Origin of the sequence: Peribacillus sedimenti (genome assembly GCF_046237635.1) — a bacterium.
Classification (GTDB): Bacteria; Bacillota; Bacilli; order Bacillales; family DSM-1321; genus Peribacillus; species Peribacillus sedimenti.
Window position 1 is genome coordinate 3,710,433 of sequence record NZ_CP143547.1, and the last position, 26,485, is coordinate 3,736,917.

A 26,485-nucleotide genomic window follows, 5' to 3' on the forward strand; every position below is an offset into this window, starting at 1 on the left:
TTGTATAATAGTAGGGATCACCAATTGCAGGAACGGCTTCAGTAGCCATAGATCCGCAGCCATTCCCTCCATTCGCGCTCAGTATTCCCTACGAAATAGCTGTCGTCTACGGAATATCGCTTTAAAGAATCCCCATCTATAGAAGAGCCTCCTATGCCAAATTCTACATCGGGATACTGGTACGCATGATTGGAAAGCCATTCACTGACTCGCCCAAGACTCTCCCTTAATGTACAGGAAAAAAACACAAACCCAGGTTTTACGGTATCTATTACTACATGGACATCCTCCTCAGCAATGCTTGGTCCTAAATAAATGACCTCCATCCCTTTCCTTCTTAGGAAAATCGTGAAGATGATAAGTCCCAATTCATGCCATTCTCCTGGTGCACATACCGCAACAGCTTTAGGCAGGAGATTGTTAGCTGGAATAGTATGCATGATAAAGCTTATGCGGGCCCTAAGAATGGATGTCGCGAAATGCTCATGTGCGCTGGTTATTTTTCCGGATTCCCAAAGATGCCCGATTTGAACAAGAATACTGCCGACAATATCGGTTACAGCTTTTTCAATTGTATAAAAACTAAAAGCTTGGTTAAGGAGCATATGGGCCTTTGTTTCATTAAATTGCAATAGAGATTCCAGGATTGCGGCGGCCAATTGGGCAGTCTGGTCCCCTTCTATATCGGTATTGATTTCATCCTCATTTTGATGATTACTGCTGCTTTCCAGCAAATTTACCGCCTGGCTGATCGTGAAACCCTGATTGATTTTATTGGTTAGCCATTTTAATGTTTTTACATGATCTTCGGTATATAGCCGATGCCCGGATTCATTTCTAACCGGAGCAATAATTTGATAACGCCTTTCCCAAGCCCTTAATGTACCCGGCTGTATACCAAGAAGTTTTGATACCGCCTTAATATTATATTTTCCTGCTTGCATTTTTTGATATAGCCTCCATTTACCGGCTTGAAACTATTGTTATTCTTGTCTTGCAAATTAATTTCCTTCTATATATAGGTAATAGTACCTGACTTAAATATTCCCATTGCGTTAAAAGACTAGTTCTTACTCTGAAGGACACTATTTTTCAATGTTATGATATGTGTTTCCGGAAGAGCCCCCAGCCGAAACGGCAATGTGGTAGTGCCATATCCGTTGCTGACAAGCTGAACGCTATTTTGCCGTTTTCTTATTCCCCCCAGGCTGTACGGCCCGATACCGAAAAATCTTATCTGGCCGCCATGAGTGTGCCCGCTTAATATTAATGGAATTTCGTGATTCACGCCAGCCTTGTGTATAATTGCCGGATTATGGCTTATAAGTATCCGAAAAGACTCCTCATCTGCATCTGCCACTGCAAGGTCAAGCCTGTCCCGTTCCAGGCCAAGGTCATCTATGCCCAGCAAAGAAATTTTTTCTCCTTGACCGGACTCAAACACAACTGCTGTGTTATCCAAAATCTTCACACCATTTTTTAACAGTATTGCATCAAGCATATGATAATCAGCTTCATAGTCATTATTTCCCCAAACAAAGTATACTGGTCCAATTTGTTTAAGTTTTAAAACATTCTGTTCAACTCTGTCAAGCGGAACCTTCTTTTCTGTTAAATCCCCGCCAACTACAACCAGGTCCGCCTTGCCTTTCGCTTCCTGTATTATTTGATCCGAAATGGAGCGTTTGTGGATATCCGAAATAAAGAAAATAGTAAGTGTGCCGAAGCTTTCGGGAAACTCATCAAAAAATAGGTCATGATCGATAACTCTATTAAGAAAAGCGTTCCTTATCATAAATCCTATAAATAAAAGGCCAGACAAAATGATAACGGCTAATATAGTAACCATTGAAACCTCCCAGGGCCGGCATTGTTTTTTACTAGTTATGGACCAACGGACGCTTGACGCTCGGGGCCATAAGCCGCCCTGCTGCTGTGGCGGCTGGGCGAGCGCCGTCTGCCTTCTTATATTTTAAGGACGCTGCCGTAAATCTACTGAAATAATACCATATATTATCGAAAAACAGAAAAGCAACAGAGTATTCAGATCACCAAGTTTCCACAAAAAAAAGAAAATGATCAGTACCAAGCAGCATATACCAACCTCGATGATATCCTTCCGTTTCGTATATAATCCTGCAGAAATTTTTTTTATGCCGTCCTTAATTAAGCTTGCCAGATTTATGAAGGCTATTACAAAGGCTACTGCTGCGGCGAAAAAATGGACTGGGTCCAAAATTAAACTTACTACGAATCCATATAGACTGAGCGAGGGTGATACAGGCATCCATTCTATGTATAGGTAGCCCGCTGTTCCGCCCAGCATGAGCTGGACAATTTTTTTGACCATGCAAAATCCCTCCCATAAATTGTATGAGAGGGATTGTATGTACATTCTTATTAATCCTCGGTCAAACTTAGAATTCTGAAACCGGCATTTTCCAGCTTCTTCAGAAATTTATCGAGATTCGGCTTCTTTTCAACCTTCATTACGATCCTGCGTACCAGTTTATCAGTCTCATCAAAAGTCACTAGCGAAATAATATGTTCATGATAGTGGTGGGCGATTTCAGAAAGACGGGCAATCCTTCCCTCTGTTTCCACCGAAGTAAACGCAATCCTTACACCTGGCCTGTTAACGCCAAAGGCGCTCTGGAATGTCTCGACAACATCGCTTCTTGAAACTATTCCAAGGAATTTTCCGTCATCGTCCACAACCGCAAGGATTGGAAAGTCTTTTAAATTGATTAGTGTTTTTTCGAATATTTCGTCGCCTACTAAAACGTCGTCTTGATGGGTCGCAATATCCGAAGCTCTGGTTGATTGAAGATATTCATCCCTGTCAGCTGCTGTATCGAAAAAATGTTTGTATATCCCATATCTGGTAACAACGCCTGCATACTTTTCGCCATCCAATACAGGCAGCCCATCTACCTGATGCTTTTCGAGCTTAGATAAAGCCGTTGCCAGGCTGTCTTCCTTTTGTACAGTAAAACAGCTGTATTTGGGAATCATAATACTTTTCACAAACATATTCATCACTCCAAAATTCATTTTAGAGATAATTCGACATTTCCAGACCGTTCCCCTTCTTTTTCGCCTCGCTACCCCAATTTTTTATTTGTTTTCATGATATAAGTTAATATCATAATTTTTCTTCATCATTTCAAATACCTTATGCCGGTTCTTCCACTCTTCCTTTTGCTTCCATAAATCCTTGCTGCGATCTATGATTTCGCATCGCAGCCCATGAAACTCCTTCTCGGCTTTGTCCCTTTGTTTCTTAAGTAAAATCATGTAGCTATATACTCCCACTGTAATAAGAAGAAATAAAAAATGCATCGAATTGTTAACAAAGACACTAAACATGGCAAAAAAAGAGTATGAATAAGGGACCGCAATGTAGAAATATAAATATACAAGCAGCATGCAGGATAGTGTCATAGCAGCCACAATAGACAGGATATGCTTCTTTTTTAAAGTTTCGAATTTACGTTTCCTAACCACCACGTTTTGTAGCATTTGCCTGGTTGCCTGATCTGTATGTTCATCTAACAGGATTATTGCAGGTTCCATAAAACTCCTCCCTTGTCTCATACTCACCCATATATATGTTTGAGAATCATATTTTATGCCTTAAATAAAAAAAACCCCTCCAGGCTGCACCAGGAAAGGGTCCATTTTCATTTTGGAATTGGAATGATTAAACGCTGCCCCGCTTCTATTTCATTGCCTTCAAGGTTGTTCCACTTTCTGATGAGCGGAATGCCTTTTTGTGAATTATAATATTTCATTGAAATCCTAAAGATTGTTTCCTTGGGCTGGACAGTGTGATAAATAAGATTATAATCATTGATATCCATATCTTCGGTCTGCGGGGAAATGGATGTATTGTCATCAGCATCTTGTTTTTCCTTGTTTTCCTCCGCTCTGCCACCTTGTGCCCCGGCGTTTTCTTCCGAAATATCAGATATAGACCCAGCTTCCGATTCAGCTGTATCTTCCTTGGTATTTTCTTCCTCAAGTATTCCGGATACTGATGCCATGGCAGGAATACCTGATTCGGTCTCCACTTCTACTAGTTCATATGGGTTATCTTGTTTATCTTGCTCTAATAAACGCTTCCCCTGAGAATGGGAATACAGAGCATAGATGGTCAATGGCAATAGAATAAAAAAAGCGGATAGCAGCTTAAGCAATGGAAATTTGAATTTAGATGCTCTCTTTTTCTTTTTGTTGCGGCGGTTTTCACTTCGGCTTGGCAATTCCCCCCTTAGCTGTCGGTCCTCTTCCTGGCCCGCCTGATTAATCTTCTCAAAATCCATGCAGTAAACCTCTTTCTATCAATTTAATTATAACTTTCTTTCCCCTTTTTTCTTTACAATAACTCCCAACACAAAATCAATTACGAAATGCATAAAAATTGTGACCAGCAAATTGTGAGTCCATTCATATATCATTCCTATAAGGAAACTTAGCAGCATTACATTAAAAAACAAAAACCAATTGAATAAATATCTGTAATGAACCATTGCAAAAATAAGACTGGCCCATAATAGCCCAATGTGAGTTTGGATTACCCCTCGAAAAAGAACTTCTTCACTTATAGCCACAAGCAACGCAATCACAAAAATCATTGGATATGTGAGACTTGTAAAGATTCTTTCATTGATTCCTCCATCATCCTGCACAGAGGGCGGCAGTACCTTCATGAAGAATACGTCCAGCAGCACTACCAGGACACCGGCAGTGCCGCCAACTAGAAATATATCCTTATTGAACTGAAATAAATCAGTAAAAGAAGATATCCCATCAAATAAAAAGAAACCTAAAACACTGGCTGCCGCTATAACCAAAAACTGTGTTGACACTAAGCTAAACATCAATTCGCGATCCGTTAATTGTTTGATTATTACTGCCTGTTTATTCTTCATGTTTTTGTTCTCTCTTTTTTACAAGTATATTTTCTAGGTCCTGTCTCCAGCCCTCGTAAGTTAGTTTTATGGGTGTACGGTCAGCCAGTTCAGATATTGATGAAAATAATCCCTCTCCCAGACCACACCGGTCGCAGCAGAACTTTGGTCTTGTTATTGCTTCTTTCTCTCCAAAGTGAAGCAAAACCCCTTCTCTTCTGCAGGAATTTGCAGTAAGCCATTTTAAAAAACCTTGAAGCTGTTTGTTTTTATAAGCAATCCTCTCTTTTACATAATGTTTCATGGCCTCTATTATTTCTGCCATACTGAGATTTGTACGATTGGACGAAATAAAAAAATTCATGAATCTCCATTGAGTTTCAGACAGCGAATATTGACCGTAAATAATCTCATGTACATTCTTTGGAATCCTGTCCAAATCAACTTTATTTAAGGCAAGATACGCGAGAACAGATTCGATTTGAACATCGGTCGGCAGCTCCTGTTCCATCAAAAGAGCTGGCAATCCTTCATCCCCTGCACAATACAACAGGACAGCAATACTTTGTTTGCCATCCCTCCCGGCTCTCCCTATTTCCTGCAAGTAGGATTCCATACTGGAAGGAAGGTGGAAATGAATGACAAATCTCACATCTTGTTTATTGATACCCATTCCGAATGCACTGGTTGCACAAATAATGCGAACCTGCCCAATAATAAACTGCTGCTGTATCAGCATCCTTTGTTCAGATTCCATGCCTCCATGATAGAACTCGACATTTGGGATTCCGCTTTCCTGTAAAAAAGCAGCTGCCGATTCTGCTGCCTTCTTGCTCGAGAAATAAATGATTCCGGAACCATCCAACTCCCGGGCCATTTCCAGCAGCCTATCCTGTTTCTCTTGATGACTCTGGCATATTTCAATACTGAGAGCAATATTTGCACGATCAACAGAGGATATAACCTGCTCGACATGTTCAAGACCAAGTTTGGAAATGATATCTAAACGGACCTCCTCGCTCGCCGTAGCGGTCAGAGCCAGGGTCAATGGGCAGTTAAGTTTCTTTCGCACCTCTCCCAAACGCAAGTAATCAGGACGGAAGTCATACCCCCATTGTGATATACAGTGTGCTTCATCTATAACAAATAACCCAATATCCAGTCTCTGTATGGCAGCGAGTACATGGTCTATGGACAGCATTTCTGGAGAAACAAAAATAAACCGATATTTATGGAGTTCCTCCAAGCCCCTCCTTCTCTCAGCAATGCTTAAAAAGGAATTTAAGGCCAGGACACTTTTTTCCCCCATTACCTTAAGGTGTTCTGCCTGGTCTTGCATAAGGGACAGAAGCGGTGAGACAATGAGGGCAGGCTTTGACATCAAATAGGAGGGCAGTTGATAACAAAGGGATTTACCTGTGCCCGTGGGCAGCATTCCCAGAGTATGGCTTCCTTTAAGAACAGATTCGATAATCTCCCGTTGCCCGGGGCGAAATGACGTATATCCAAAGTATTTATACAGTGCTTCCTCAAGATTCATTCGAATCACCAGCCTTTGCAAGCACTAGCCGGATTTGGAAGAAGCTTACATTATATCCAGATAGCTCTTCCTTTATTGCCTTCAACTTTTTTGTATTTAACATTTTAGATGTCTGTTCTATTTCAAGAGATATGCTTTCTGACACATAATCATCGATTGGAAATTCCTTGTCTGCCAGCACTATTTCTACCAGATGGTCTTCAATTGTACTGACCTTTAAGTTTCGCATTTTTGCTATTTGTTCCAGATTCATTCCTTGCTTCAAAAATTCCATTGTCGCTTTTGCTGAAACAGTTAAGGATCCGCCAGATGTATCTAAATTTGAAGCCAGGGAACATAGATAGGGATATCGTCGACTATTCGCGGAAGACTCGCTCAGAATAAAATGGATAGTATCCTGAAACAAATAACGAACATATAATATATCGAGCATAAATTCCTTGGCAATCTGTTCGTAAGTTTTTCCAGCCCGATTATATCCACTCAACCGCCTGACAAATATAGAAGACTGTCTTGGATCCAAATTATCCAGCAGTTCGGCCAGCTCGGAAAAAAACAACCCAGAAAGTTCTGTTCTAGAGCCCTTATAAGCAATTAGATATCTGCGTACCCAATCCTGTACCAAGCCATTCCTCTCAATAGGATAAAACCGATTTTCCCTGTTAATAATATTAGATAGAGACTGGATCATTAAATTCAGCCTGCCCCAAAAAACGGGAGCTGCATTGATATAGTTCCATCCTTGAAGATGTATGGGGTAGGGATGCTCTGAAAAGAATCTGTACATTTCCACCTCTCCAGCCGAGGTCAGGATATATTGGTTTTCTTTTGTTACCGGTTCTATCAATGATGCTTGTTGTAGATGCAACACACTCTGTTCCAGAGTCTCCCTATTCAACGTTAAATAAGACCCAAAAAGATCGGTCATATTGAACAAGTGAGAATCCTGGATCGTTTGGGACGATTTTTTCCCCTTTAATAAATGGTAAATTGCATATATGGAACGCTCTCCATTCAGCTGTTTCATACAATGAAGAACTAAAGCGTCGAAAAATCGGTTAAGCATTCGATCACAACCCTGGATCTATAATAATGGTACTGATAATTTTGCGAATCCGTTGCACGGCGTGGCAAAGCTGGTCTAAGTTCGAGCCTCCAGCAATAACTTTTGCTGCATACCTACATTGTAGCAGATTGCTGAAAAAATCAAGGGAAATTATCGAGAAGTGTATATTTATTAACCCTTTTTTGTCTGTATTGTCACATTTTTATTGTTGCCAATCCCTTGTTTCGATAAGGATTCTCATTACATTTTTATTGAAAAGTTTATACATGAGCTTTACAATAGGAACATGTACGAGAAATTCCATGTTGCTAGTGGGAGTAAATCGTTGTATTGGGAGGGGATCAGATCATGGCAAAATATACAATCGTTGATAAAGACACTTGCATCGCTTGTGGTGCTTGCGGCGCAGCTGCACCGGATATCTATGATTATGATGATGAAGGCATTGCATACGTAACACTTGATGATAATGAGGGAATCGTTGAAATTCCTGATGTGTTATTAGATGACATGATGGATGCATTCGAAGGGTGTCCGACAGACTCAATTAAGGTTGCTGACGAACCATTTGATGGCGACCCAATGAAATTCGAATAAATAATTGGGTTAAAACCATCTTCCTTGGGAAGATGGTTTTTTTTTGTACAGCAAAAAACCGGAATCCGTTAAAGGGACTCCGGCACTTTCATTTGCATAGTTCATCAACTTGAAAATTCATCATTCATATTTATGCATTATTATAATGTGATTGTTTTTTTAACCACGGCTGCAGCTGCACGAACATCAGCATAAACACGACAGTTATTACAATTCCTTTTATTACATTAAACGGCAGGATTGCCATAGTTACCATTTTAATAGTTTCCGAACCCGTCATTCCCTCTGCACCCATGAAAATGGTATAAGCGGGAAGGAAAACGAAATAATTCAAGAGACTCATGAGGATGGCCATGGTCATAGTTCCTGCTGCCAAGGCAATGGTCATGCCTTTCTTTGAACGCATTTTTTTATACACAAAGTATACGGGCAGCACGAAAACAATGCCTGCCACAAAGTTGGCAATATGTCCTACTGGAACACCAGTAGGGCTTCCGGTCATGAAAAAATCTAAAAGGTTCTTAATCAACTCTGTGATAATTGCTGCCCCCGGACCAAATATCAGTGCAGCAATCAATACTGGCACTTCACTAAAATCAATTTTCAAAAAAACCGGAAAACCTGGGAATGGAAAGTTCAAAAGCATCAGCACATAAGAAATGCTTCCAAGCATCGCCAAAATGACTAACTTCTTAATACGGTTGTTCTTCATTATGTTCGCTCCTTCTTTTTCTGATCTACCGTGAAAAAGAGGATATATTCCAGTTTCGAACATATAGCTATCCCTATATCGGTCAAGCAATATACTGTCCGATATCCATAGGCATAACCTCAGCAATAAAAAAACCCCGAAATCTAAAAGAATTCGGGGGAAATCGCGGCATGTTCAAATAAACGCGTCACATTCTTAGTTTAGACACTGTTACACTGCTTCTTCTGAAAATCCAAAAAATTTGCTCTATAGACCGGCAAACCATCTGAAAAACCAACGGGCGTTTTCGCCAGTAAATACTAGGGTTCGCTGATACTAGTCTTATCCCATCCAGGCTGATTGCCAGGATATCGCTCTCCAATCAAATATCACTCAATGCAAGTGCGACTGATGTTCAAGTAATACCGCAAATTTTTTACATTTCAATCCATTAGCAGTTCATTTACAGCGCCTGCTTGCAAAAAAAGAATGCACGCTTCTGGAACCTCCATCTTCTCCCATCCAGACTATACTGTCGGCTTTGGAATCTCACCAAATCCTGCCCCGTAAGGCTCGCGGGCTTAGAAGTTAATACCTCATCACCGCCGGTGGGGAATCTCGCCCCGCCCCGAAGATAGATCTATTAAATTATTGTACTACATTTTTATTATATCAGATTTTAGCAGTCTTTTGTAAAAAATTGCTCAACTAATTAAAATACTAAGAACGCCAAATCGTGTGGCAACGCTGACTGACCCCACGTGTATTTAGGGGTCCGGCAATTCTGGCTGACCTCACCCTTGTCATTCCTTTCAACGATGAACAACTTCTTTATGACATTACAATACGGATGATTGCTCATCCATCTGGGTACAGTATTGGCAGACCTGAATTCAAGCGGATTTCCTTCATGCTGTGTTTTTTCGACATCAATTCTTAACAATCCAAAACAGACAAGAAAAAATATTCGGTTTTTTTCTCCCCCCCTTGAAAGTTATTGATAAATCAGAACTTTCGACGAAATGCAGCCAGAAAAAGCTCTTGTTAAACCGCTTTCATCCCTTAATGTGAAATTGACAGTTGCTCTGCTTCTTATGTACAATTAACTGAAATTTATGTATATTCTAAGGCAGGTGTGAATGATGTTTCGTATATTAGTAGCGGATGCCATCAAACCAGAAGGATTAGGTCCCCTTCTCGATGCTCCTAATATTGAATTGCTTCAAAAAACTGTTGAAGAAGCAGAAATGGATTTAAAAGATGTAGATGCAATCCTCGTAAGAAGTGCCACAAAGGTAACTGAGGATCTCATGTCAAAAATGCCAAACCTTAAAATAGTAGCCCGTGCCGGTGTCGGTGTGGATAATATCGATGTACAGGCTGCGACAAGGAGAGGTGTAGTGGTCGTGAATGCACCTGACGGAAATACAATTTCCACCGCAGAGCATACCTTTGCGATGATGGCTTCTTTGATGCGTCATATTCCTCAAGCCTATTTTTCCATTAAACAAGGCAAGTGGCAACGTGCCGCGTTTACAGGAACTGAACTTAGAGGAAAAACGCTTGCTATTGTCGGCATGGGAAGGATTGGAGGCGAAATTGCCAAGCGAGCGAAAGCCTTTGAAATGGATGTTATTGTTTTCGACCCATTTTTGACCGCGGATCGCGCCAAAAAATTGAATGTGACACTCCTTCCATTGGATGAATTGTTAACAAAGGCAGATATCATTACTGTGCACACTCCGCTGACCTCTGAAACAAAAGGGCTTTTAAATAAAAGTAATATGCAGACATGTAAAAAAGGTGTATACATTCTAAATTGTGCCCGCGGCGGCATTATTGATGAAGAGGATTTATACGAGCTGCTCCTTGAAGGACATATTGCGGGAGCCGCATTGGATGTTTTTGTAGAAGAACCTGCGGTTGGGAATAAACTGCTTGAGCTGGATACCGTGATCGCCACACCTCATTTGGGTGCTTCAACAAAAGAAGCTCAATTAAATGTAGCTACCCAGGTAGCACAGGAGGTACTGACTTTTCTTGCAGGCAATCCTGTTTCCAATTCTATTAATCTTCCAGCTATTTCCAAAGAGCTGTTTGAGCAGGTCCAGCCTTATTATCAATTAATTAAACAAATGGGCTCCATAGTTTCTCAATGCGTAAAAGAAGGGGTTCATGAAATTTCCGTAACCTATGCAGGAGAAAACTTAAACTTTGATACCAGCCTGCTGACAAAGAGCCTTATATCCGGTTTTTTCAGTTCAAAACTTGATGTTCCGGTAAATGAAGTAAACGCATTGGTAATAGCAAAGGAAAGAAGCATTACAGTAGGAGAGAAAATTTCCTCCGAAACATTTGGATACTCAAATTGTATAACTGTTACTGTAAAAGGGGAAAAACGGCAATTTGACATCCGTGGTACATATGTAAATAATTATGGTTCAAGAATTGTGAGTTTAAATGGATTTGATATTGATTTCCACCCGGATGGCAACTTCCTGTACATTCAGCATACTGACCGCCCAGGGGTTATTGGCAGGGTAGGGAAAATCCTGGGTGATCACGATGTCAACATTGCAACGATGCAGGTTGGACGAAAACAGGCAGGTGGAGAAGCAATCATGGTTCTTTCATTCGATAAACCATTAACAGATGATATGCTTCAAAAGATAAACCATTTAGACGACATTACTTCCCTTTATAGAATATCGTTATAAGGAAAAGACATCTTATTAACTTGTTTAAATCCCGCAAAAAAGGCTCCATAAAATTGGAGCCCTCATATTGTTAAAAAAGGGGCTCGGAATGGAAACATGCCGAACCCCTTTTGTCATCCCATTGTTTTTTATCAAAAAGAGTCCAGGATTCAAGTCTTGGGCACTCGTTTTTAGACCATAACTGGTCCTCCCAAGGTACAATGGGAAATCAAGGTCTGCTTCCATCTTATTAACCAAGTGATTCTGTGGGATAAGCTGGCTCATGGCCTTTCGAATGAGGCGTCACCATTATTGCGTTATATACTGTTTGAAGAGGGAGGAAAATGAAAAATGAATATAATATGAAAATCTTTTTCTCAAAGGGGCACTGACGGGCTATGCATGAAAAATATCCGTGCTCATAATACTTGTTCAACAATAGTGGCATAAAAGATTTCTCAAAAAAAGAGGAAATTATAAAGGATTTGTTTGGTACTTTAGGTATGAGGGGTATTATGGAACACAATTTTCATTGCGGCTTGGGCTTCAATATCCACATGATAATTCTGGCTCGCGTGACCATTGGGGGATGATTCAATTGTTGCTGCTGGTTTCTGTTGTTACAAAAGATGTTCCAGCCAAAACAGTAGTGGCTGGAAATCCAGCAAAGATACTAAAAAGCATCTAACTATTCTATTATTACTTGACTAATTAGAGGTTATTTCTGGATAAGAAATCTTACGACGACTGTCGTTTACTGGTTGTCAAATTAGCGAATTAATTCGCATAGTAGATAGCAGGAGCAAACTTTTTATTATGTTTTCACTAATAGAGCTCTCATTGATTTTTCGGTATTGGAAATCTTCATAATTTCCTTTAAATGAAAAAGCAGAGCGAATTCATAAGCGAATTACTCTGCTGCGTGCGCACCTTTTTTATATATTTTTAAAACTGCAGGTACCTCAAATGAAAACGAAGCTCTCTAATTATTCATTCATATAGTCTAGAATCCCGGCTGTTTTATCCCAGCGGCATTTCCTTCCGTTCCCCTTTATTAAAGGTAAGAAGCGACGAATAGCCAACCGAACGTGCTAACTCGACTGCAGAATCAAATTCCCAGCCTACATGCTCCGGAAAGTGTGCATCCGAAGAGAGTACAATCGGTATATTTTTTTCTTTGCACATTTTTAATAACCCGGGTTCGGGATACAATTTTCCAACCGGTTTTCGAAGCCCTGCAGTGCTTATCTCGACACAGGTTTTTGAATTTTTCAGTGCTTCGGTTGCCCGGTCATATTGCTGAAGGATGAATGATTGATCAGCAGGAACATAGTTGAAGATTTTCACTAAATCTATATGCCCAATGATGTCGAACAGGTTCGATTGTGCCAATGTTACTACTTGATCAAAATATTTTTCATAGGTTTCATAAAGATCTCTTTCATCCCACAGGTGCTTAAATTCCTTCAAATCGATTCCGAAATCATCGACCCAATGAATGGAGCCGATCACGTAATCAAATTGGTAGCTTTTAATAAACTTCTCCATTTCTTTATGCTTGCCTGGTGTATAATCCATTTCAATGGACATTTTTACGTCTATATTTTGATTCCAGGCTTGATGGAATAGCTTTACATAGTCATTCATATCATAATATCTTCGTGGATTTACCCAATCATTCTGTAAAATATCTGCCGTTTGATAAAAATGATAAGCATGCTCGGAAATTCCAAAACTCTCAATATGTAATTCCTTGGCTCTATCAGTAAATTTAGTTAGATAATTCAATGTTAGAGTGCCAGTTTCTAAATGATTATGATAATCTGTAAGCATGTCATAGCCTCCTTTATTCCTTTAATTATACAAAGGAGTGAAGTTATGTTGCAATACAGAATTATCTAATATATCCATGAGATATGACACGCAAAATATAGCATCCATGTATAGGGGCTATGAACCGTGCCATATGGCAGCCGTGCCATTTTCTATCGAGATAATAAAAGTCCCTGTAAAGGTTATTGCCTCTGCATCAGCATGTCCACTTGTTCCACCTATAAAGAGCAATCCAATACATAAAGCAATAATCATGACAATTAAGAACCTTCTTCCGTAATCCCTCACCATTTTTCCTCCTGCATTCTCTATTCTGGATTCGACTTTTAGAGTATATGTGGGTGCCCTGATACACATTCCTCCGCTTGGTAGATGTTTCACTTGCTAGTTACCTGCAATACACATATAAATAATTATTCCTTGCGCAAAAATTTGGGCCGCTTAGACCAAAAGATGGTGACAGTGATGAGAAAGAATGAAATGATGTACATCATCGTTCCAAACATTTATAGCATAGCCACATTTTAAAAGTGAATTTTGTGAACCTTTCACAAAGGAAACATCCCCGAACTCTGCAATCCTCTTTTGTACCCAAAATGAAAAACTGCCCGGTCAGGGCAGTTTTACGAATTATTTCCCAGTAATAAGGTTTGGGGCAACTGGTACAGTAATTTCATTCGTCAGGTCAAAGGATCCAATCGATTCTATGGGTGGATTCTTGAATAGGACCGTTTCTTTTCCAAAATCCTTTGCAGTCAATAGAATAGCTTCAATGGCTACCGGCAAAGCGTCCACGTTTTCTACAGCGCTCTCTGGAGACAGGTCAATGATTAATTTATTCCCGTCCTCTGTCACCGCATTCCATACAAGTTCAGATGGGATCGAAGCTAAAATAGTTTGCTGCCCGTCTGGGTTTGATTTCATTGCAAGCATTGCTTCTTCAGGTGTATTGAATGAAATATTCGAAGGGACAAGGAGGCCTGGGGCATCTTCACTAGCCTGGTAGACGTAAAAGGCTTTTTTTTCTTCCTTTTCAATCCATCTGTCTGTTACTTGTCCCAGGTGTGGAAATTCAACATCCAGCTGTCCATCAATGGAAAAGGTTACCGATTGTTTGTCAGTATATTTTAAGCTCTGCTGCAAAGCAGAAAATATTTGTGAATCATATTGAATCGATGTACTATTTGCTGGAAAATCCACTATGACGTGCCTTTCATCCGGTTCGGTAGTAATTTTGACGTCGGGTGGAATCGGATTTGAGATTCCATAAGCTTTCTCGTTTACATAAGAGGACAATTCATTTAGCCCGGCAACGTTTTCTTTTGAATCCACACTATTAGCAGCTAGCGATAATGGTATATAATAATTCGCCTGGACATCTGTGACCCCCATATTAATAATGGGTTGTTCCTCTTTGCGATCAGGGTAAACAGATTCTGCATAACTTGTCACAACCCTTGCCTTAATGACATTTTCTTTATTATGCGGCTCTTCTTCCGCAATAGTAGGAGTTTCACTTTCTGCTGGAGTAGATTTTTCATTTGTATCCTGGTTATTTTGAAGCGGCTTTTCCTTAGTTTTTCCCGTTGTACTGCCAGCTTCTTTTTTTGATTGTTCAGTGATGGTGGTTTCAGCCGTTTTATCGAACCTCACAAATTCACTTTCGGCGCTGGACGATTCTGTTGTTTCATTCTCCATAAAGTATGGAATGGATAAAGCAGCGAGAACGAATGCGGCTGCTGTGGAAGCCGCCATTGGAACCCATCTGTGCCGCTTTTTCTGCTTATTCACTCTGTTTTTTATATTGTTGAAGATCTGCTCGGGAGATCGATTGTCTTCTATTTTCGGCAGTTCTTTGAGCAGCATCTGTAATTCATCTTCATTCCACCGGAATTTTTTCAAAGGAATATTCCTCCTTTCCTGCATGGTCATCCATAATCTTCTTTATTGCCTTTAATGCCCGATGCTGGGTTATTTTAACCTTGCTTTCGGTCCAATCCAGCACCAAGGCGGTTTCTGATATCGTGAGTGATTGGATATAACGCAGGACAATAACAGACCTTTGATCCATAGAACAATAGTCAAGGGCTTTGTAGATTTGTCGAAGATTCTCATTTTGCACCGCAATCTCTTCAGGCAGCACTCCAGGATCGCTAATTTGATGGTTATCCCAATCAAAATTTGAAAATAGCCTTTGCTTCCATGTCCTTTGTTTCCTGAAATGATCGATAGCCGCATTCCTTGCGATGGAAAACAGCCACGTTTTTTCACTGCTTTTTCCCTCAAAACGCCCATAAGCCTTTAAAACTTTTATATATACCTCCTGGGATAAATCCTCAGCGAGTTGCCGATCTTTCACGAGATATATCAAAAATTGAAATAAATCCTGATGATATTTGTCATATAATTCCTGGAAAACGGAGTCCACGTTTTTCCCACCTCCGTCTAATTCATTAGTCGTTTGTTTTACATAAAAAGTTACACCTTAACTATAGTGGTTTTACATAAAAAAAGGAAGGGGATTCCTCCCCTTCCAGAAAAATAACAAACGTATGGTTGTTTCTTATGGAACAAGATTTTTTAACATGTCTCTTCAATATTATTCCTATTTCAGCATTTTTCGTGGAAGATTGAAGGTGAATGTGGTACCCTTGTCCACCAGGCTATTTACAGTGATATATCCTTCATGGGCGTCAATAATATTTTTGGCGATAGCCAGCCCCAGCCCAGTTCCGGACCCCCTGGTTCTAGCCTTATCAGCCTTATAAAACCTTTCAAATACAAATGCAAGGTCTTCTTCAGGGATGCCCGATCCTGAGTCTCTCACTTCAAACACGAGTCCAAGCCGGTCATCTATCGATTGTACCACTTGTACCTTTCCTCCCTCAGGAGTATGGCGGATCGCGTTGTCGATCAGGTTAGTAAGAACCTGTTCAATACGGTCAGGGTCAAATTGCCATTGAACATGGTTATCCTCCATGACCGCATTAATCTGAATATCTTTCTCTTTTGCAAGTCCTAAAAATTTATTTGTAATCCTGCTTAGATAAGGTCCCAATTCAATGCTGTCATAATTTAGGGTAATGTGCCCTGCTTCCATACGCCCAAGGTCAAGCAAGTCATTAACAAGCCTGCCCATCCTTAGGGATTCATCATATATGACCCTGGCCATCTCTTTCTTTTCTTCATCGCTGCCGGCGATATCATCCAGTATGGCCTCACTATATCCCTGAAGCATTGATATAGGGGTCCTTAATTCATGTGAAACATTTGCGATAAAATCCTTTCGCAGCTTATCAAGTTTACGTTCTTCCGTCATATCCCTGATAATGGCCACAGCCCCGCGTATATTATCATTGGTATATAACGGACTCACAATTAAGACCCAATCATGGCCTTGAAGCGTTATGCCTCCTACTTGTTCACGCCCCAGCCTTTCTGTTTGATCAAATAAACTCATCAGTACTAACGGAACTGTATCCCCATCTTGATGAGTGTAGCCTTTCTCAAAGTGCCAGCTTTGCAGAAACCTTTCAGCTGGAGGGTTGGTCTCAAGAATTGTCCCATCTTTATTGAAGGTTATGACTCCATCGGCCATGCTGCTAAGAATGCTTGATAGATGTTCCTTCTCTTGGCTAAGGGCGTTCATATTGAAATTGAGCTGCTTTCCCATTTGATTGAATGCGGTTGCAAGCTCTCCTATTTCATCCTGGGTAAGGATTGGTACTTTGGTATCAAACTTTCCTCTTGCGACCTCGAACGCGGCTTCCCTCATTTTCCTTAATGGAGAGGTGATCCTGGTTGAAAGGAAGAACGCAAAGATCGTAGTCAATATAATTGCTACACCTGCAGCAAGCAGAATGAATTTTGTTGCTGAATGTGTCCCTTCTTCCATGGATTCCAAGGTTTGGTACAGGAACAGCTCTTCCTTTTTTCCATGATGATCCAATGGAAGCCCTACTACGATCGCGGATGAATATTGATTCACGGCATTAGTCAAGGGCAGCTGCATTTCTTTTACGACTGGTTTTCGATCTAAAAAAACGGATTGCAAGTCATCGTCTTCTCTCAGAAATCTTGGCGTTACCCGGGAATCCGGTGTTTCATCAGTGGAATATACAACATGTTCATTGCTGATTACCAGCATTTTGGTATCCTTGCCCACCATATCTCCGGCAATTTGCAACGAAAGTTCACTATCATTATGAGCTTTAAGAATTTGTACAATTCTATTGCCGCTATTCGATAAATCCTCTTTAACCTGGTCCATTTGAAAGTTTTGAAAAAATTCCACCAGTAAAACGGTCAAGATCAGCAATACGAACGAAACAAGGAAAAGAATCGTAATCCAAAGCTTCCCTACAACACTTCGCCAAAGCATCAGTCGTTGCTGACTTCGAACTTATAACCGACACCCCATACTGTCACGATCATCTTTGCGGCATTTTCAGAAATACGATTTAGTTTTTCACGCAATCGTTTTACATGGGTGTCAACTGTTCGAAGATCTCCAAAGAACTCATAATGCCATACTTCTTTTAAAAGCTGCTCCCTGTCAAAAACTTTATCTGGTGTTTTAGCAAGGAAGTAAAGTAACTCATATTCCTTCGGTGTCAGGGAAACTTCTTTCTCATCCGCTGTTACTCTGTGAGCATCATGATCTATGGTCAAATGCGGGAAGACAATCACATCTTTTGATGCTTTGTCCGTACTGATAAAGCTGGCCGCTGAAGAACGGCGCAATAAAGCTTTTACCCGAAGCACCACTTCTCTGGGGCTGAATGGCTTAACAATATAATCGTCTGTGCCGACTTCAAAACCTTGCACCCGGTTTATTTCCTCTCCTTTTGCCGTAAGCATGATAATAGGAGTTGTCTTCTTTTCCCTTAGCTCCCGGCAGACTTCAATCCCATCTTTGCCAGGCATCATAATATCGAGAAGAATTAAATCATAATCGTTTTCTAATGCTTTGCTTAAGGCTTTATCACCATTTTCAGCCTCTTCTATAACGTAATTCTCCCTTTCAAGATACATTCTCAATAGACGGCGGATCCTTTCCTCATCATCTACTACCAGGATTTTTACTGCATTTTCCACCTTAACCCCTCCTAAAATCTATATTTTATTCTGCAGATTCGAAACATCCGGTTACCATTGAGGCAACAACGTAGTATGTCTGAACAATGATAGAAATGGTACATAAAAGGGCAGGTCAGCTCTAGTTTTCCGCAAGCGCAAGCTTTGTATGAACGCGGAAAAAGCAACCTTGCCCTAATAAAACATCATCGAAAAATTTGTACCTATGCATACGAGTGAAGGCCGGCGAGGATTAAATTAACGGCAATCAGGTTAAACATAATAATACCGAAACCGATCACTGCTAACCATGCTGACTTGTCTCCATGCCATCCCCTGGATAATCGAAGGTGCAAAAACGCTGCATAGAATAAAAAGGTTATCAATGCCCATACCTCTTTCGGGTCCCATCCCCAAAATCGAGTCCATGCAATCTGAGCCCAAATCATGGCGAAGATCAACGCACCTAAAGTAAAAACAGGGAACCCTATAAGTACTGATCTATAGCCAATTTCGTCGACCAGGTCAAGATTTACATTTTTCACAAGAGGCTGCAGCGCAGCGGAAATTCTTTTCCTTAAAATAATCCTTAAAATAATATACAGAATAGCTCCCCCAGCCAATGACCAAATGACCGTATTCAACTTTTTTGCATTAATTATGGCCGGCATCTCGATAAGCGGCTGCGATTTCCCTTCAGTCAAAAGCTCCGCATCGTGAGGGCCTACAATCGCCGGTAAGGTATACGTCATTTTTACCGCCTGGTCCCGCTTATCGGTCCAGTTGAAGTCAGCATTATATCCAATAGCTGAGAAAACAGAAGAAACTAAAATGAAACCGAGAGTCACTACCAGCATGAACATGGTCGTTTCAAGCCAGAAGGTACTCTTATTCTTCTTCGACTGGTCCACTGATTTAAGGAGGTAAATGATACCTGCTACAAAGCTGATAGACAGGATCGCCTGTCCAGCAGCGGCTGTTGTCACATGGATATGCAGCCAATCGCTTTTGAGTGCAGGGATAAGAGGGGAAATGTCCCTCGGAAACATGCTTGCATAGGCAATCAAAAGAACAGCGACTGGCATTGCAAACAATCCTAATGCAGGTGTCTTATACAGCGAGTACATGATGATAAATGCTGCAACGATCATCATTCCAAAGAATGTAGTAAACTCAAACAGGTTGCTAACAGGCGCGTGTCCGCTTGCTATCCAGCGAGTAATAAAATATCCTAATTGGGAAATGAACCCTATAACTGAGACGGTTAACCCAATAAGTGCCCATCTGTTCTGCTTGTTTTCTTGTCCTCCACGTTTATCCTTTATTGCGCCACCAAAGAAAAACATAGCGATAAGATATAATATAAATGCAATATATAATAAGTTGCTGCTAAGCTGAACCATATTTTTTGTCTTCCCCCTTTGCGAAGGATTTCTCCTCCTGAAGCTGGTCGATGGGCTCATTAATTCCAGTATCCTTAATGATTGCCGTGATATCACGCTTCAACCCATGCCAGTTTTTATTTGTATGTCCGGCAATCCAAATTTCTCCATCCTTCTTTCGAAGCCAGATCCGTCTATGATTCCAGTATGCTCCCTGGACTACTCCCACCATGAAAATGGCACCTCCCAAAGCAAGCACCCATAATGTCAAATCCTTCCTGACCGTCAAGGCTGTAACGTTTCTGGTCTCAATTCCCGCAAACGCCAATTTATATTTGTTTTCTCCCAATGGCTCCAGTGTCTGTTTAATCGCCACAAAGCTTACTTCCCCCTTGGGCTTATCGGGACTGAACAGTTTAAAGATGAATGCGGGATTGTTCGGGATTCTTGAAATTGTGCTTGGTTGTCCATCTTCATCAAATTTGAAATCCGGGAAATAGCTCATCAATTCTACTGAATATCCATCTTTCAATTTATAAGTCTTTTGAGGATCATATAAGTCTACCGTCAACTGGCCAAATTGCTCTTGTGTTTTTTTATCTATGAAATTGAATGACATCTTATACAGTTCATCCAGCTTGTAATCCACCTGGTATAACGCATAATGGTCTTGTTTCAAAGGCTGATTCACCTGAATGCTATGATCCTTTATCTTTTTAAGCTCCGGTTTTTCTCCTGGAAGCGCTCCCCCTTCTGTTCCGTATAATGTCACATCAGCCTGATAGTTTTTGGCTATCGCCCCTACCCTGTCAATAGCAGCAGCGAAATTCTCTGAATCTTTCTCTTTATCATAAACTTCCACGAAGAACTTATTATTCTTCAAGTAATATTCTCCATTGGTGCCAGGTATGGCCTTAGTCTCCCCTTCTCTCAGCCAGAGAACCTTATCAACGTACATGCCGGGAATGAAACGGAGCATGCCGCCAATCAGGAATATAATTAAGCCAATATGGTTGACATAAGGGCCCCACCTGGAAAAGCGGCCTTTTTCGGCCAGGATGTTACCGTTTTCTTCACGAATTTTATATCTGCGTTGTTTGAGTCTGTTTTGGATAGAGTCCCAATCAACAGGTTTAACTGACATATCTGTGGTTCCGAATATCCTCTGTCGTTTTAAGAAGCCTTCATGCCTCATGATCCTCTGTTTCTTCAGAGACCGATACAATGGAAAAAAACGGTCAATACTTGCAATCAGGATAGACATGCCAATGGACGCAATCAGAATAAGGTACCACCATGAGCTATACAAATTGTGGAAACCAAGTAAATAATATGCCCTACCAAGCCAGCCATATTCCTGTTCATAATATTCCTCTGCAGGTATAGTTGGCGGTATGTACGCTTCCTGGGGAAATATCGTTCCGATTGCTGACGCCGCCAAAGTAATGACAATAAGCCATACACCAACTTTTACGGACGAAAAGAAGTTCCAAATCTTATCGATAATAGATTTATTATAGGTTTGCGAACGTCTGGCACTGCCTTCATAGCGCATATCGATGAGTTTTTCTGCGCTCCGTGATTCATCAAGCAGCCTTCCGCATGATTCACATAAAACTGTGCCATGAGGATTTACCTGTCCGCATTCACATTTTATATCATTCATTTATAAAACTCCCCAAGTTATGGTGTTATTCTCTCCATCTGTTGCTCTATAAAGTTTTCGGAGAGTGATCCCGTCAGCATATCGACGATCTTCCCATTCTTATCAATTAAAAACGTCACTGGAAGCGGATCCACCCCGTAAGCTGTCTGAACTTCTCCCCTGTCTATCGCAACGGGAAACGTCAAATTGTACTTATCTCTAAAACTCTTTACAGCATATTCAGATTCGTCTGAATTTACAGCCAGGATTTGTACCCCTCTGTCCTTGAAGGCTCTGAACTGATTTTCCATATAGGGCATTTCCTTTTCACAGGGTTTGCACCAGGTACCCCAGAAATTCAGGAATACTCCCTGCCCCCTGTAATCCGACAGCTTGTGCTGCTTGCCCTCCAAATCCGTCAGGACGAAGTTTGGTGCTATAGCCCCTTTTTTTGCAACCTCGTTCTTTTCCTTCATAAAATTGGCATAAAGAGTATAAATCAAAGCTGCACCTAGTAATGAGAGGATGACGGCTCTCAAAACAAGGCGTCGCTTCTTTTTATCCATAAAAATCCCCCTAGTTCCCTTCTTTCGTCGTCCCTTCATTATACCATTTAACATCTTGCCGACATTGTTTTTATTTTTGAAGGTTATGTGACAATCTTTACCTTTTCTGTCCAGTATTTGCCAGAGCCCTTAACATTTTTACCTCGTGAGGAGTGAGTTCCCTCGCTTCCCCTGCAGACAGTCCATGGAGGTTTAAGAACCCATATCTTTCCCTTTTAAGCTTGATTACTGGGTGTCCGATTGCCTCGAACATTCTTCGCACCTGTCTGTTTCTCCCTTCGTGAATGGTAATTTCAACGATGGCTGTTTGCTTGCTTTTGTCCACCGATAACAATTTTGTCCGAGCTGGTGCTGTTTTTCCATCTTCCAGCATAATTCCTTTTTCCAGTTTTCGAAGGCCTTCACGCATCGGGATGCCTTTTACCTTCGCTACATATACCTTGTCCACTTCATGTTTTGGGTGCATCAGACTATTGGCGAATTCACCGTCATTTGTCAGGATGAGGAGCCCGGAGGTATCATAATCAAGCCTTCCCACAGGATATATTCTTTCTTTTACCTCTGGGAAGAAATCTGTGACAACCTTTCTGTTCTTATCGTCCGATACTGCAGAAATAACGCCCCTCGGCTTGTAAAGAAGGAAATACACCGGGATTTCTTTATCAAGCGGAATCTCATTTACCTCCACTTTGTCACTCGGTCCTACTTTTGTGCCCAATTCCTTAACCACTTTTCCGTTTACCTTTACTTTTCCTTCCGCGATTAATTCCTCGGCCTTCCTTCGGGAAGCAATTCCTGAATGTGCGATCACCTTTTGCAGTCGTTCCATTTATATTCCACCTTTTCATTTCCATTTTGTCATGTTAAGCATAATAATATCAATATATCGTCCTTAACGATGTTTAATGTGGCACAAATACAGTTACCATATTGTTATTGTAGACTATTGTCTGGGAAATAAATCTAATCCTTTGTTTCCTTTAAGAGTTTACCATAGTATTATTTTCCTCACCAAAATTTAGTATTTTCTGACTTCCGGTACGATTTTCAAAACGAAAAAGAGACAGCCCCTGCTGCCTCCCCTTTACATCAGCCAGTACCGAAAACCAGCGTTACGACCGCTATTGCTGCGACGATGCCGACTAAGTCGGCGAGCAGCCCAACCTTTAATGCATCTCCCATCTTCTTGATTCCAACCGCCCCAAAATAAACCGTCAGTACATAAAAGGTTGTATCTGTGCTTCCCTGAACAACGGCTGCCAGCCTGCCGATAAAAGAATCCGGCCCGTATACAGAAATCAGGTCGCTTGTCATGCCCAGGGCTGCAGTACCAGATATGGGCCTTATTATGGCAAGGGGAACAATTTCCGGGGGAACATGCAGCAGTTCCAGTAGTGGACGCAGGAAATCGACTATAAAGCCGAGAGCCCCTGATGCCCTAAAGACTGATATAGCTACGAGCATGCCTACCAAAAAAGGGATGATGGAGAAGGACATTTGAATACCTTCCTTCCCTCCCTCGACAAAGGTTTCATATGTCGGAAGACGTTTATAAGTTCCATAAATAATGATAAAACAGATTATTAATGGAATCATCCAAATAGAAACTGTGGTCATCCATTGCATTACTTCACCCCATTGCGGCTTCTCTTATAGTAAAAGTACCGATCAATAAATATAGCTGCAACTGCGGAGATGGCTGTGGCCAGAATAGTTGGAAACACAATGTCGGTCGGCGACATTGATTTATGGGTGATCCTGATGGCTATAACGGTTGTCGGAATAAGGGTAATGCTTGATGTATTTAGCGCCAGAAATGTAATCATTGAACGGCTAACGACACTCTTTCCCTCATTTAGCTGTTTTAGCTGCTCCATGGCTTTAATACCGAGCGGTGTTGCTGCGTTTCCAAGTCCAAAAAGATTGGCCATCATATTAGACAGTATGTATCCCATCGCAGGATGGTTTGGCGGCACCTCAGGAAAAAGGCGTATAACAATTGGACGGAACAGGGAAGAGAGTTTCTCAAGCAGACCGGAATCCTGGGCAATTTTCATTAAGCCCAGCCAAAATACCAGAATGCTCATTAATCCAATACAAAGGGTCACCGCGTCTGCTGCACTTTGGAACAATGCCTTGTTCACCTGGTCCATTGTCCCGTTTGCCATGGCAAATATTACACCAATGACAGTCATTCCTACCCAGATGTAATTAACCATGCTATATACCCATAAACACATTAAATGTTTTTTTCCAAACGGAATACAAGGATGGCTGGGACAGCGTTACTTTTTCTTTTTGTCTTTTGTAAAAGATATAACGCGAGCCAATTTTTTCGTTATCCAGATAGATTTCTGCAATCCCCACTCGCTGCGGTATTTCACCATCCTTGAGCCAGTTCTTGCTCGGTTTAAGCAGCTTTAGCTTAACATGGACCATCTCTTCCTCATTAATTTCCTTGTTCAATGGATAATCAAATGAATTTTTTATATATGCTTTGCCTTTGTATGGCTTCTTTTTAACCTCTTTGAGCAAGCCCTCTGGAAGGATTTCGGTATTCTGATAATCTTCGAACGCCGACTCATACATTGAAATATGATCGTTCCAGTCATCCGAAGCATTGAGCGTTACAGCTATCAGATCCAAACTGTTCTTAGAAGCTGTAGTTACCAATGTACGCTTCGCCAGCTTCGTGTATCCTGTTTTCCCACCGGTACAATATTTATATAATTGAGTAAGAAGCCGGTTTTTGTTTCTCCAAACATAATCCCAGTCTTCAATGGAATTAGAAGTGCGATGAACTTTGGCGCCAGTGATTTTCCGATAATATTCATTATTCATGGCGTAGCGTGTAAGCAATGCCATATCATATGCCGTTGAATAGTGGTTCTTTGTGTTATCCAATCCGTGGGGGTTGGAAAAATGCGTATTATTCATCCCGATTTCTTCAGCTTTTTGATTCATCATCCAATTAAAGCCTTCCACACTGCCTCCGACATATTCAGCAATAGCCACCGCTGCATCATTTCCGGAGCGAAGCATAAGGCCATAAACTAAATCTTCAAGCTTCATTTTTTGGCCGTGCTTCAAATATAGCGACGAGCCCTCTGTGCCGATAGCTTTGCTGCTTATGTTTACTGTTTCCTCCATTTTACCTGATTCCGCAGCAAGCACTGCCGTCATGATTTTAGTAATGCTTGCTATCCTGCTTTTTTTGTTGGCATCCTTTTGGAAAATGACTCTTCCGCTCCCCTGTTCCATTAAAATGGCACTTTTTGCGCTTAGCGATAAATCATCTGCCTTTGCTTTTTCAGGAGTCAGAAAAAGCAAAAGCAGCACTGAGAGTACATATGGAGAAATTTTATATATGAATTGCAAAGCATTCCCCTCATCCCTAATTTGTTTTGTACAAGTGTATGCTTAAGGACGAGGGTTATGAATAAAAGTTGCTGGGCAGCCAATCGCAGTATAGGTGATCCAATAGTCTATTTCCAAAAACAAAAGACAGCCGCATATGGCTGCCTGTCATCTTATTATTGAGATTGCATCATTTTTGTTCGATAGTCGGTCTCGTAGAATTCAAGGTCTTCACGTACTGCCTGGAAGCTCGCTTCCAGATCCTTGACGATGTTTGACAGGCTCTCTGGAACCTCTGAATGGAATTTGATCGAGTTTCTTCCAGTATAGGCCGAGCGGCTATCCTCATACCACCTGTCAGACTTTGGGGAGAAATATTCTTCTATACATTGATGATAAATACGGTATAAAGTTCTCTCTGCTGCTGCCTTATGGAATACCTCATTTTTCAGCACAATCTGGCAGGCTTCCAGCCCCTCTTCACAATTAACAAGAAGCCTTCTTAAGCTTGAAAGAAGCCCTTTATAGTAACCGCTGTCACCGTTCTTTTCTTCCTGCAGCCCGCTGTACGTAGTTTCATTCAAAAACTCTTCTAACTTATTTACCGTATATACTAAGAAATTTCTTACTTCCTCAAGCTGAGTCCTTACTAGAGTATTACCCAACCATGAACCCTCCTCATTTAATTAGCGTTAACTGCATCAGAAAACTCGGATAGTGATATGAGATCAAATGAATTATGCTTTTCCAAACGTTCGAATAACACTTCAAGCTTTTTAAAATCAATGCCCTTAAATAGAGAGGCGAACTCCTTGCCGTTACTAATATATACCCTTTTACGATTGCGGAAACCCGGATTTTTGACCATCCAGACAATCGCTGCTATATCATGCAAAAAAACGTTTCTTCCCTCGGCTATAAATAATGGATTGCTGCTGTAGGGAGTGAAATTCCGCAATTGTTCATCGAAAAAACGAAGGTACAAAACAGATAACGTTCTTTCCTGTCCGTCGTCCACATACGTAACCTCCGAACGATTGAAATAATCTTCCGGTGAATTTGACGCCGATTTCTCCAACAGGATTCCCCTGCACAAGGTAATCAACAAGCGCAGCCCTCCAGA

General features: G+C 41.0%; 27 protein-coding genes, 1 pseudogene and 1 riboswitch. Of the genes and pseudogenes, 3 read left to right on the top strand and 25 right to left on the bottom strand.

The annotated features are described in order from the left end of the window. Positions 1-38: 38 nt before the first annotated feature. From V1500_RS18210 to V1500_RS18250, 9 genes are all read right to left on the bottom strand, one after another. The gene (locus V1500_RS18210) at positions 39-944 is read right to left on the bottom strand and encodes a MerR family transcriptional regulator (protein ID WP_409301426.1); all 906 of its coding nucleotides are present in this window, start codon (positions 942-944) and stop codon (positions 39-41) included. A 119-nt stretch (positions 945-1,063) separates the two neighbouring features. Beyond that, positions 1,064-1,849: a metallophosphoesterase gene (locus tag V1500_RS18215; RefSeq protein ID WP_409301428.1), complete on the bottom strand. Its 786-nt coding sequence runs from the start codon at positions 1,847-1,849 to the stop codon at positions 1,064-1,066. A 123-nt stretch (positions 1,850-1,972) separates the two neighbouring features. Continuing rightward, positions 1,973-2,350: a hypothetical protein gene (locus V1500_RS18220; RefSeq protein ID WP_409301430.1), complete on the bottom strand. Its 378-nt coding sequence runs from the start codon at positions 2,348-2,350 to the stop codon at positions 1,973-1,975. 50 nt (positions 2,351-2,400) lie between these two features. Beyond that, complete coding sequence (locus tag V1500_RS18225; protein ID WP_409301432.1) at positions 2,401-3,033, bottom strand: CBS domain-containing protein; 633 nt, start codon at positions 3,031-3,033, stop codon at positions 2,401-2,403. Positions 3,034-3,117: 84 nt separating this feature from the next. Beyond that, positions 3,118-3,576 carry a YpbF family protein gene (locus V1500_RS18230; protein WP_409301433.1) on the bottom strand — a complete coding sequence of 153 codons (459 nt, stop codon included), beginning with the start codon at positions 3,574-3,576 and terminating at the stop codon, positions 3,118-3,120. Positions 3,577-3,683: 107 nt separating this feature from the next. After that, positions 3,684-4,325, bottom strand: coding sequence for a LysM peptidoglycan-binding domain-containing protein (locus V1500_RS18235; RefSeq protein ID WP_409301435.1), 642 nt, complete (start codon positions 4,323-4,325; stop codon positions 3,684-3,686). 27 nt (positions 4,326-4,352) lie between these two features. Beyond that, positions 4,353-4,934: a lysostaphin resistance A-like protein gene (locus V1500_RS18240; RefSeq protein WP_409301437.1), complete on the bottom strand. Its 582-nt coding sequence runs from the start codon at positions 4,932-4,934 to the stop codon at positions 4,353-4,355. Continuing rightward, positions 4,924-6,453 (bottom strand): RecQ family ATP-dependent DNA helicase, encoded by a 1,530-nt coding sequence (locus V1500_RS18245; RefSeq protein ID WP_409301439.1) that lies wholly within the window; start codon positions 6,451-6,453, stop codon positions 4,924-4,926. Before V1500_RS18245 ends, V1500_RS18240 begins: the two co-directional genes overlap by 11 nt. Further along, positions 6,443-7,519, bottom strand: a complete 1,077-nt coding sequence (locus V1500_RS18250) for a helix-turn-helix domain-containing protein (protein WP_409301441.1) — start codon at positions 7,517-7,519, stop codon at positions 6,443-6,445. Before V1500_RS18250 ends, V1500_RS18245 begins: the two co-directional genes overlap by 11 nt. Positions 7,520-7,867: 348 nt before the next feature. On the opposite strand from V1500_RS18250, the gene V1500_RS18255 reads away from it, so the two are divergent. Next, a complete protein-coding gene (locus tag V1500_RS18255) occupies positions 7,868-8,116 on the top strand; it encodes a ferredoxin (protein WP_409306035.1) in 249 nt (82 codons plus the stop codon). A gap of 130 nt (positions 8,117-8,246) precedes the next feature. Here the strand turns inward: V1500_RS18255 and V1500_RS18260 are convergent, their stop codons facing one another. Beyond that, positions 8,247-8,828 carry an ECF transporter S component gene (locus V1500_RS18260; RefSeq protein ID WP_409301443.1) on the bottom strand — a complete coding sequence of 194 codons (582 nt, stop codon included), beginning with the start codon at positions 8,826-8,828 and terminating at the stop codon, positions 8,247-8,249. A 485-nt stretch (positions 8,829-9,313) separates the two neighbouring features. Further along, a riboswitch (FMN riboswitch) is annotated at positions 9,314-9,447 on the bottom strand. Between the two features lie 502 nt (positions 9,448-9,949). Between V1500_RS18260 and serA the strand changes: the two genes are divergently transcribed. Beyond that, positions 9,950-11,524, top strand: coding sequence for a phosphoglycerate dehydrogenase (gene serA, locus V1500_RS18265; RefSeq protein WP_409306036.1), 1,575 nt, complete (start codon positions 9,950-9,952; stop codon positions 11,522-11,524). A gap of 582 nt (positions 11,525-12,106) precedes the next feature. Further along, positions 12,107-12,191: pseudogene (locus tag V1500_RS18270) on the top strand (sugar O-acetyltransferase); the annotation flags it as partial. A 332-nt stretch (positions 12,192-12,523) separates the two neighbouring features. Here the strand turns inward: V1500_RS18270 and V1500_RS18275 are convergent. From V1500_RS18275 to V1500_RS18345, 15 genes are all read right to left on the bottom strand, one after another. After that, positions 12,524-13,336, bottom strand: coding sequence for a histidinol-phosphatase (locus tag V1500_RS18275; RefSeq protein WP_409301445.1), 813 nt, complete (start codon positions 13,334-13,336; stop codon positions 12,524-12,526). A gap of 117 nt (positions 13,337-13,453) precedes the next feature. After that, positions 13,454-13,717, bottom strand: a complete 264-nt coding sequence (locus V1500_RS18280; RefSeq protein ID WP_409301447.1) for a hypothetical protein — start codon at positions 13,715-13,717, stop codon at positions 13,454-13,456. Between the two features lie 249 nt (positions 13,718-13,966). Beyond that, positions 13,967-15,238, bottom strand: a complete 1,272-nt coding sequence (locus V1500_RS18285) for a GerMN domain-containing protein (protein WP_409301449.1) — start codon at positions 15,236-15,238, stop codon at positions 13,967-13,969. Then, positions 15,216-15,764 (bottom strand): RNA polymerase sigma factor SigX, encoded by a 549-nt coding sequence (sigX, locus tag V1500_RS18290; protein WP_409301451.1) that lies wholly within the window; start codon positions 15,762-15,764, stop codon positions 15,216-15,218. The genes V1500_RS18285 and sigX overlap by 23 nt, the downstream gene beginning before the upstream one ends. A 177-nt stretch (positions 15,765-15,941) precedes the next feature. Beyond that, on the bottom strand, positions 15,942-17,720 hold the full coding sequence (locus tag V1500_RS18295) for an ATP-binding protein (RefSeq protein WP_409306037.1): 1,779 nt from the start codon (positions 17,718-17,720) through the stop codon (positions 15,942-15,944). Continuing rightward, positions 17,717-18,433 carry a response regulator gene (locus tag V1500_RS18300; protein ID WP_409301453.1) on the bottom strand — a complete coding sequence of 239 codons (717 nt, stop codon included), beginning with the start codon at positions 18,431-18,433 and terminating at the stop codon, positions 17,717-17,719. Before V1500_RS18300 ends, V1500_RS18295 begins: the two co-directional genes overlap by 4 nt. 203 nt (positions 18,434-18,636) lie before the next feature. Further along, the gene (gene ccsB / locus V1500_RS18305; RefSeq protein WP_409301454.1) at positions 18,637-19,815 is read right to left on the bottom strand and encodes a c-type cytochrome biogenesis protein CcsB; all 1,179 of its coding nucleotides are present in this window, start codon (positions 19,813-19,815) and stop codon (positions 18,637-18,639) included. Further along, entirely contained in the window at positions 19,802-21,460 is a 1,659-nt protein-coding gene (locus V1500_RS18310; RefSeq protein WP_409301456.1) for a cytochrome c biogenesis protein ResB, read from the bottom strand. Before V1500_RS18310 ends, ccsB begins: the two co-directional genes overlap by 14 nt. Positions 21,461-21,477: 17 nt before the next feature. Next, positions 21,478-22,005, bottom strand: coding sequence for a thiol-disulfide oxidoreductase ResA (resA, locus tag V1500_RS18315; protein WP_409301457.1), 528 nt, complete (start codon positions 22,003-22,005; stop codon positions 21,478-21,480). 97 nt (positions 22,006-22,102) lie between these two features. Further along, entirely contained in the window at positions 22,103-22,834 is a 732-nt protein-coding gene (rluB, locus tag V1500_RS18320) for a 23S rRNA pseudouridine(2605) synthase RluB (RefSeq protein WP_409301459.1), read from the bottom strand. A gap of 260 nt (positions 22,835-23,094) precedes the next feature. Beyond that, positions 23,095-23,631, bottom strand: coding sequence for a spore maturation protein (locus V1500_RS18325; protein WP_409301461.1), 537 nt, complete (start codon positions 23,629-23,631; stop codon positions 23,095-23,097). After that, positions 23,631-24,224 (bottom strand): nucleoside recognition domain-containing protein, encoded by a 594-nt coding sequence (locus V1500_RS18330; protein ID WP_409301463.1) that lies wholly within the window; start codon positions 24,222-24,224, stop codon positions 23,631-23,633. The genes V1500_RS18325 and V1500_RS18330 overlap by 1 nt, the downstream gene beginning before the upstream one ends. A 1-nt stretch (position 24,225) precedes the next feature. Further along, entirely contained in the window at positions 24,226-25,383 is a 1,158-nt protein-coding gene (locus V1500_RS18335) for a D-alanyl-D-alanine carboxypeptidase family protein (protein WP_409301464.1), read from the bottom strand. A 155-nt stretch (positions 25,384-25,538) separates the two neighbouring features. Beyond that, a complete protein-coding gene (locus V1500_RS18340; protein ID WP_409301466.1) occupies positions 25,539-26,027 on the bottom strand; it encodes a DUF3907 family protein in 489 nt (162 codons plus the stop codon). Between the two features lie 17 nt (positions 26,028-26,044). After that, entirely contained in the window at positions 26,045-26,470 is a 426-nt protein-coding gene (locus V1500_RS18345) for a hypothetical protein (RefSeq protein WP_409301467.1), read from the bottom strand. Positions 26,471-26,485 lie beyond the last annotated feature (15 nt).

Coding starts and splice junctions, on each gene's coding strand:
- V1500_RS18255 (WP_409306035.1), top strand. CDS start 7,868: ATGGCAAAATATACAATCGTTGATAAAGACACTTGCATCGCTTGTGGT.
- V1500_RS18225 (WP_409301432.1), bottom strand. CDS start 3,033: ATGTTTGTGAAAAGTATTATGATTCCCAAATACAGCTGTTTTACTGTA.
- V1500_RS18215 (WP_409301428.1), bottom strand. CDS start 1,849: ATGGTTACTATATTAGCCGTTATCATTTTGTCTGGCCTTTTATTTATA.
- V1500_RS18260 (WP_409301443.1), bottom strand. CDS start 8,828: ATGAAGAACAACCGTATTAAGAAGTTAGTCATTTTGGCGATGCTTGGA.
- ccsB (WP_409301454.1), bottom strand. CDS start 19,815: ATGGTTCAGCTTAGCAGCAACTTATTATATATTGCATTTATATTATAT.
- resA (WP_409301457.1), bottom strand. CDS start 22,005: ATGGATAAAAAGAAGCGACGCCTTGTTTTGAGAGCCGTCATCCTCTCA.
- V1500_RS18235 (WP_409301435.1), bottom strand. CDS start 4,325: ATGGATTTTGAGAAGATTAATCAGGCGGGCCAGGAAGAGGACCGACAG.
- V1500_RS18330 (WP_409301463.1), bottom strand. CDS start 24,224: ATGGTTAATTACATCTGGGTAGGAATGACTGTCATTGGTGTAATATTT.
- V1500_RS18310 (WP_409301456.1), bottom strand. CDS start 21,460: ATGAATGATATAAAATGTGAATGCGGACAGGTAAATCCTCATGGCACA.
- V1500_RS18325 (WP_409301461.1), bottom strand. CDS start 23,631: ATGCAATGGATGACCACAGTTTCTATTTGGATGATTCCATTAATAATC.
- V1500_RS18230 (WP_409301433.1), bottom strand. CDS start 3,576: ATGGAACCTGCAATAATCCTGTTAGATGAACATACAGATCAGGCAACC.
- serA (WP_409306036.1), top strand. CDS start 9,950: ATGTTTCGTATATTAGTAGCGGATGCCATCAAACCAGAAGGATTAGGT.
- V1500_RS18210 (WP_409301426.1), bottom strand. CDS start 944: ATGCAAGCAGGAAAATATAATATTAAGGCGGTATCAAAACTTCTTGGT.
- V1500_RS18275 (WP_409301445.1), bottom strand. CDS start 13,336: ATGCTTACAGATTATCATAATCATTTAGAAACTGGCACTCTAACATTG.
- V1500_RS18245 (WP_409301439.1), bottom strand. CDS start 6,453: ATGAATCTTGAGGAAGCACTGTATAAATACTTTGGATATACGTCATTT.
- V1500_RS18240 (WP_409301437.1), bottom strand. CDS start 4,934: ATGAAGAATAAACAGGCAGTAATAATCAAACAATTAACGGATCGCGAA.
- V1500_RS18250 (WP_409301441.1), bottom strand. CDS start 7,519: ATGCTTAACCGATTTTTCGACGCTTTAGTTCTTCATTGTATGAAACAG.
- rluB (WP_409301459.1), bottom strand. CDS start 22,834: ATGGAACGACTGCAAAAGGTGATCGCACATTCAGGAATTGCTTCCCGA.
- V1500_RS18220 (WP_409301430.1), bottom strand. CDS start 2,350: ATGGTCAAAAAAATTGTCCAGCTCATGCTGGGCGGAACAGCGGGCTAC.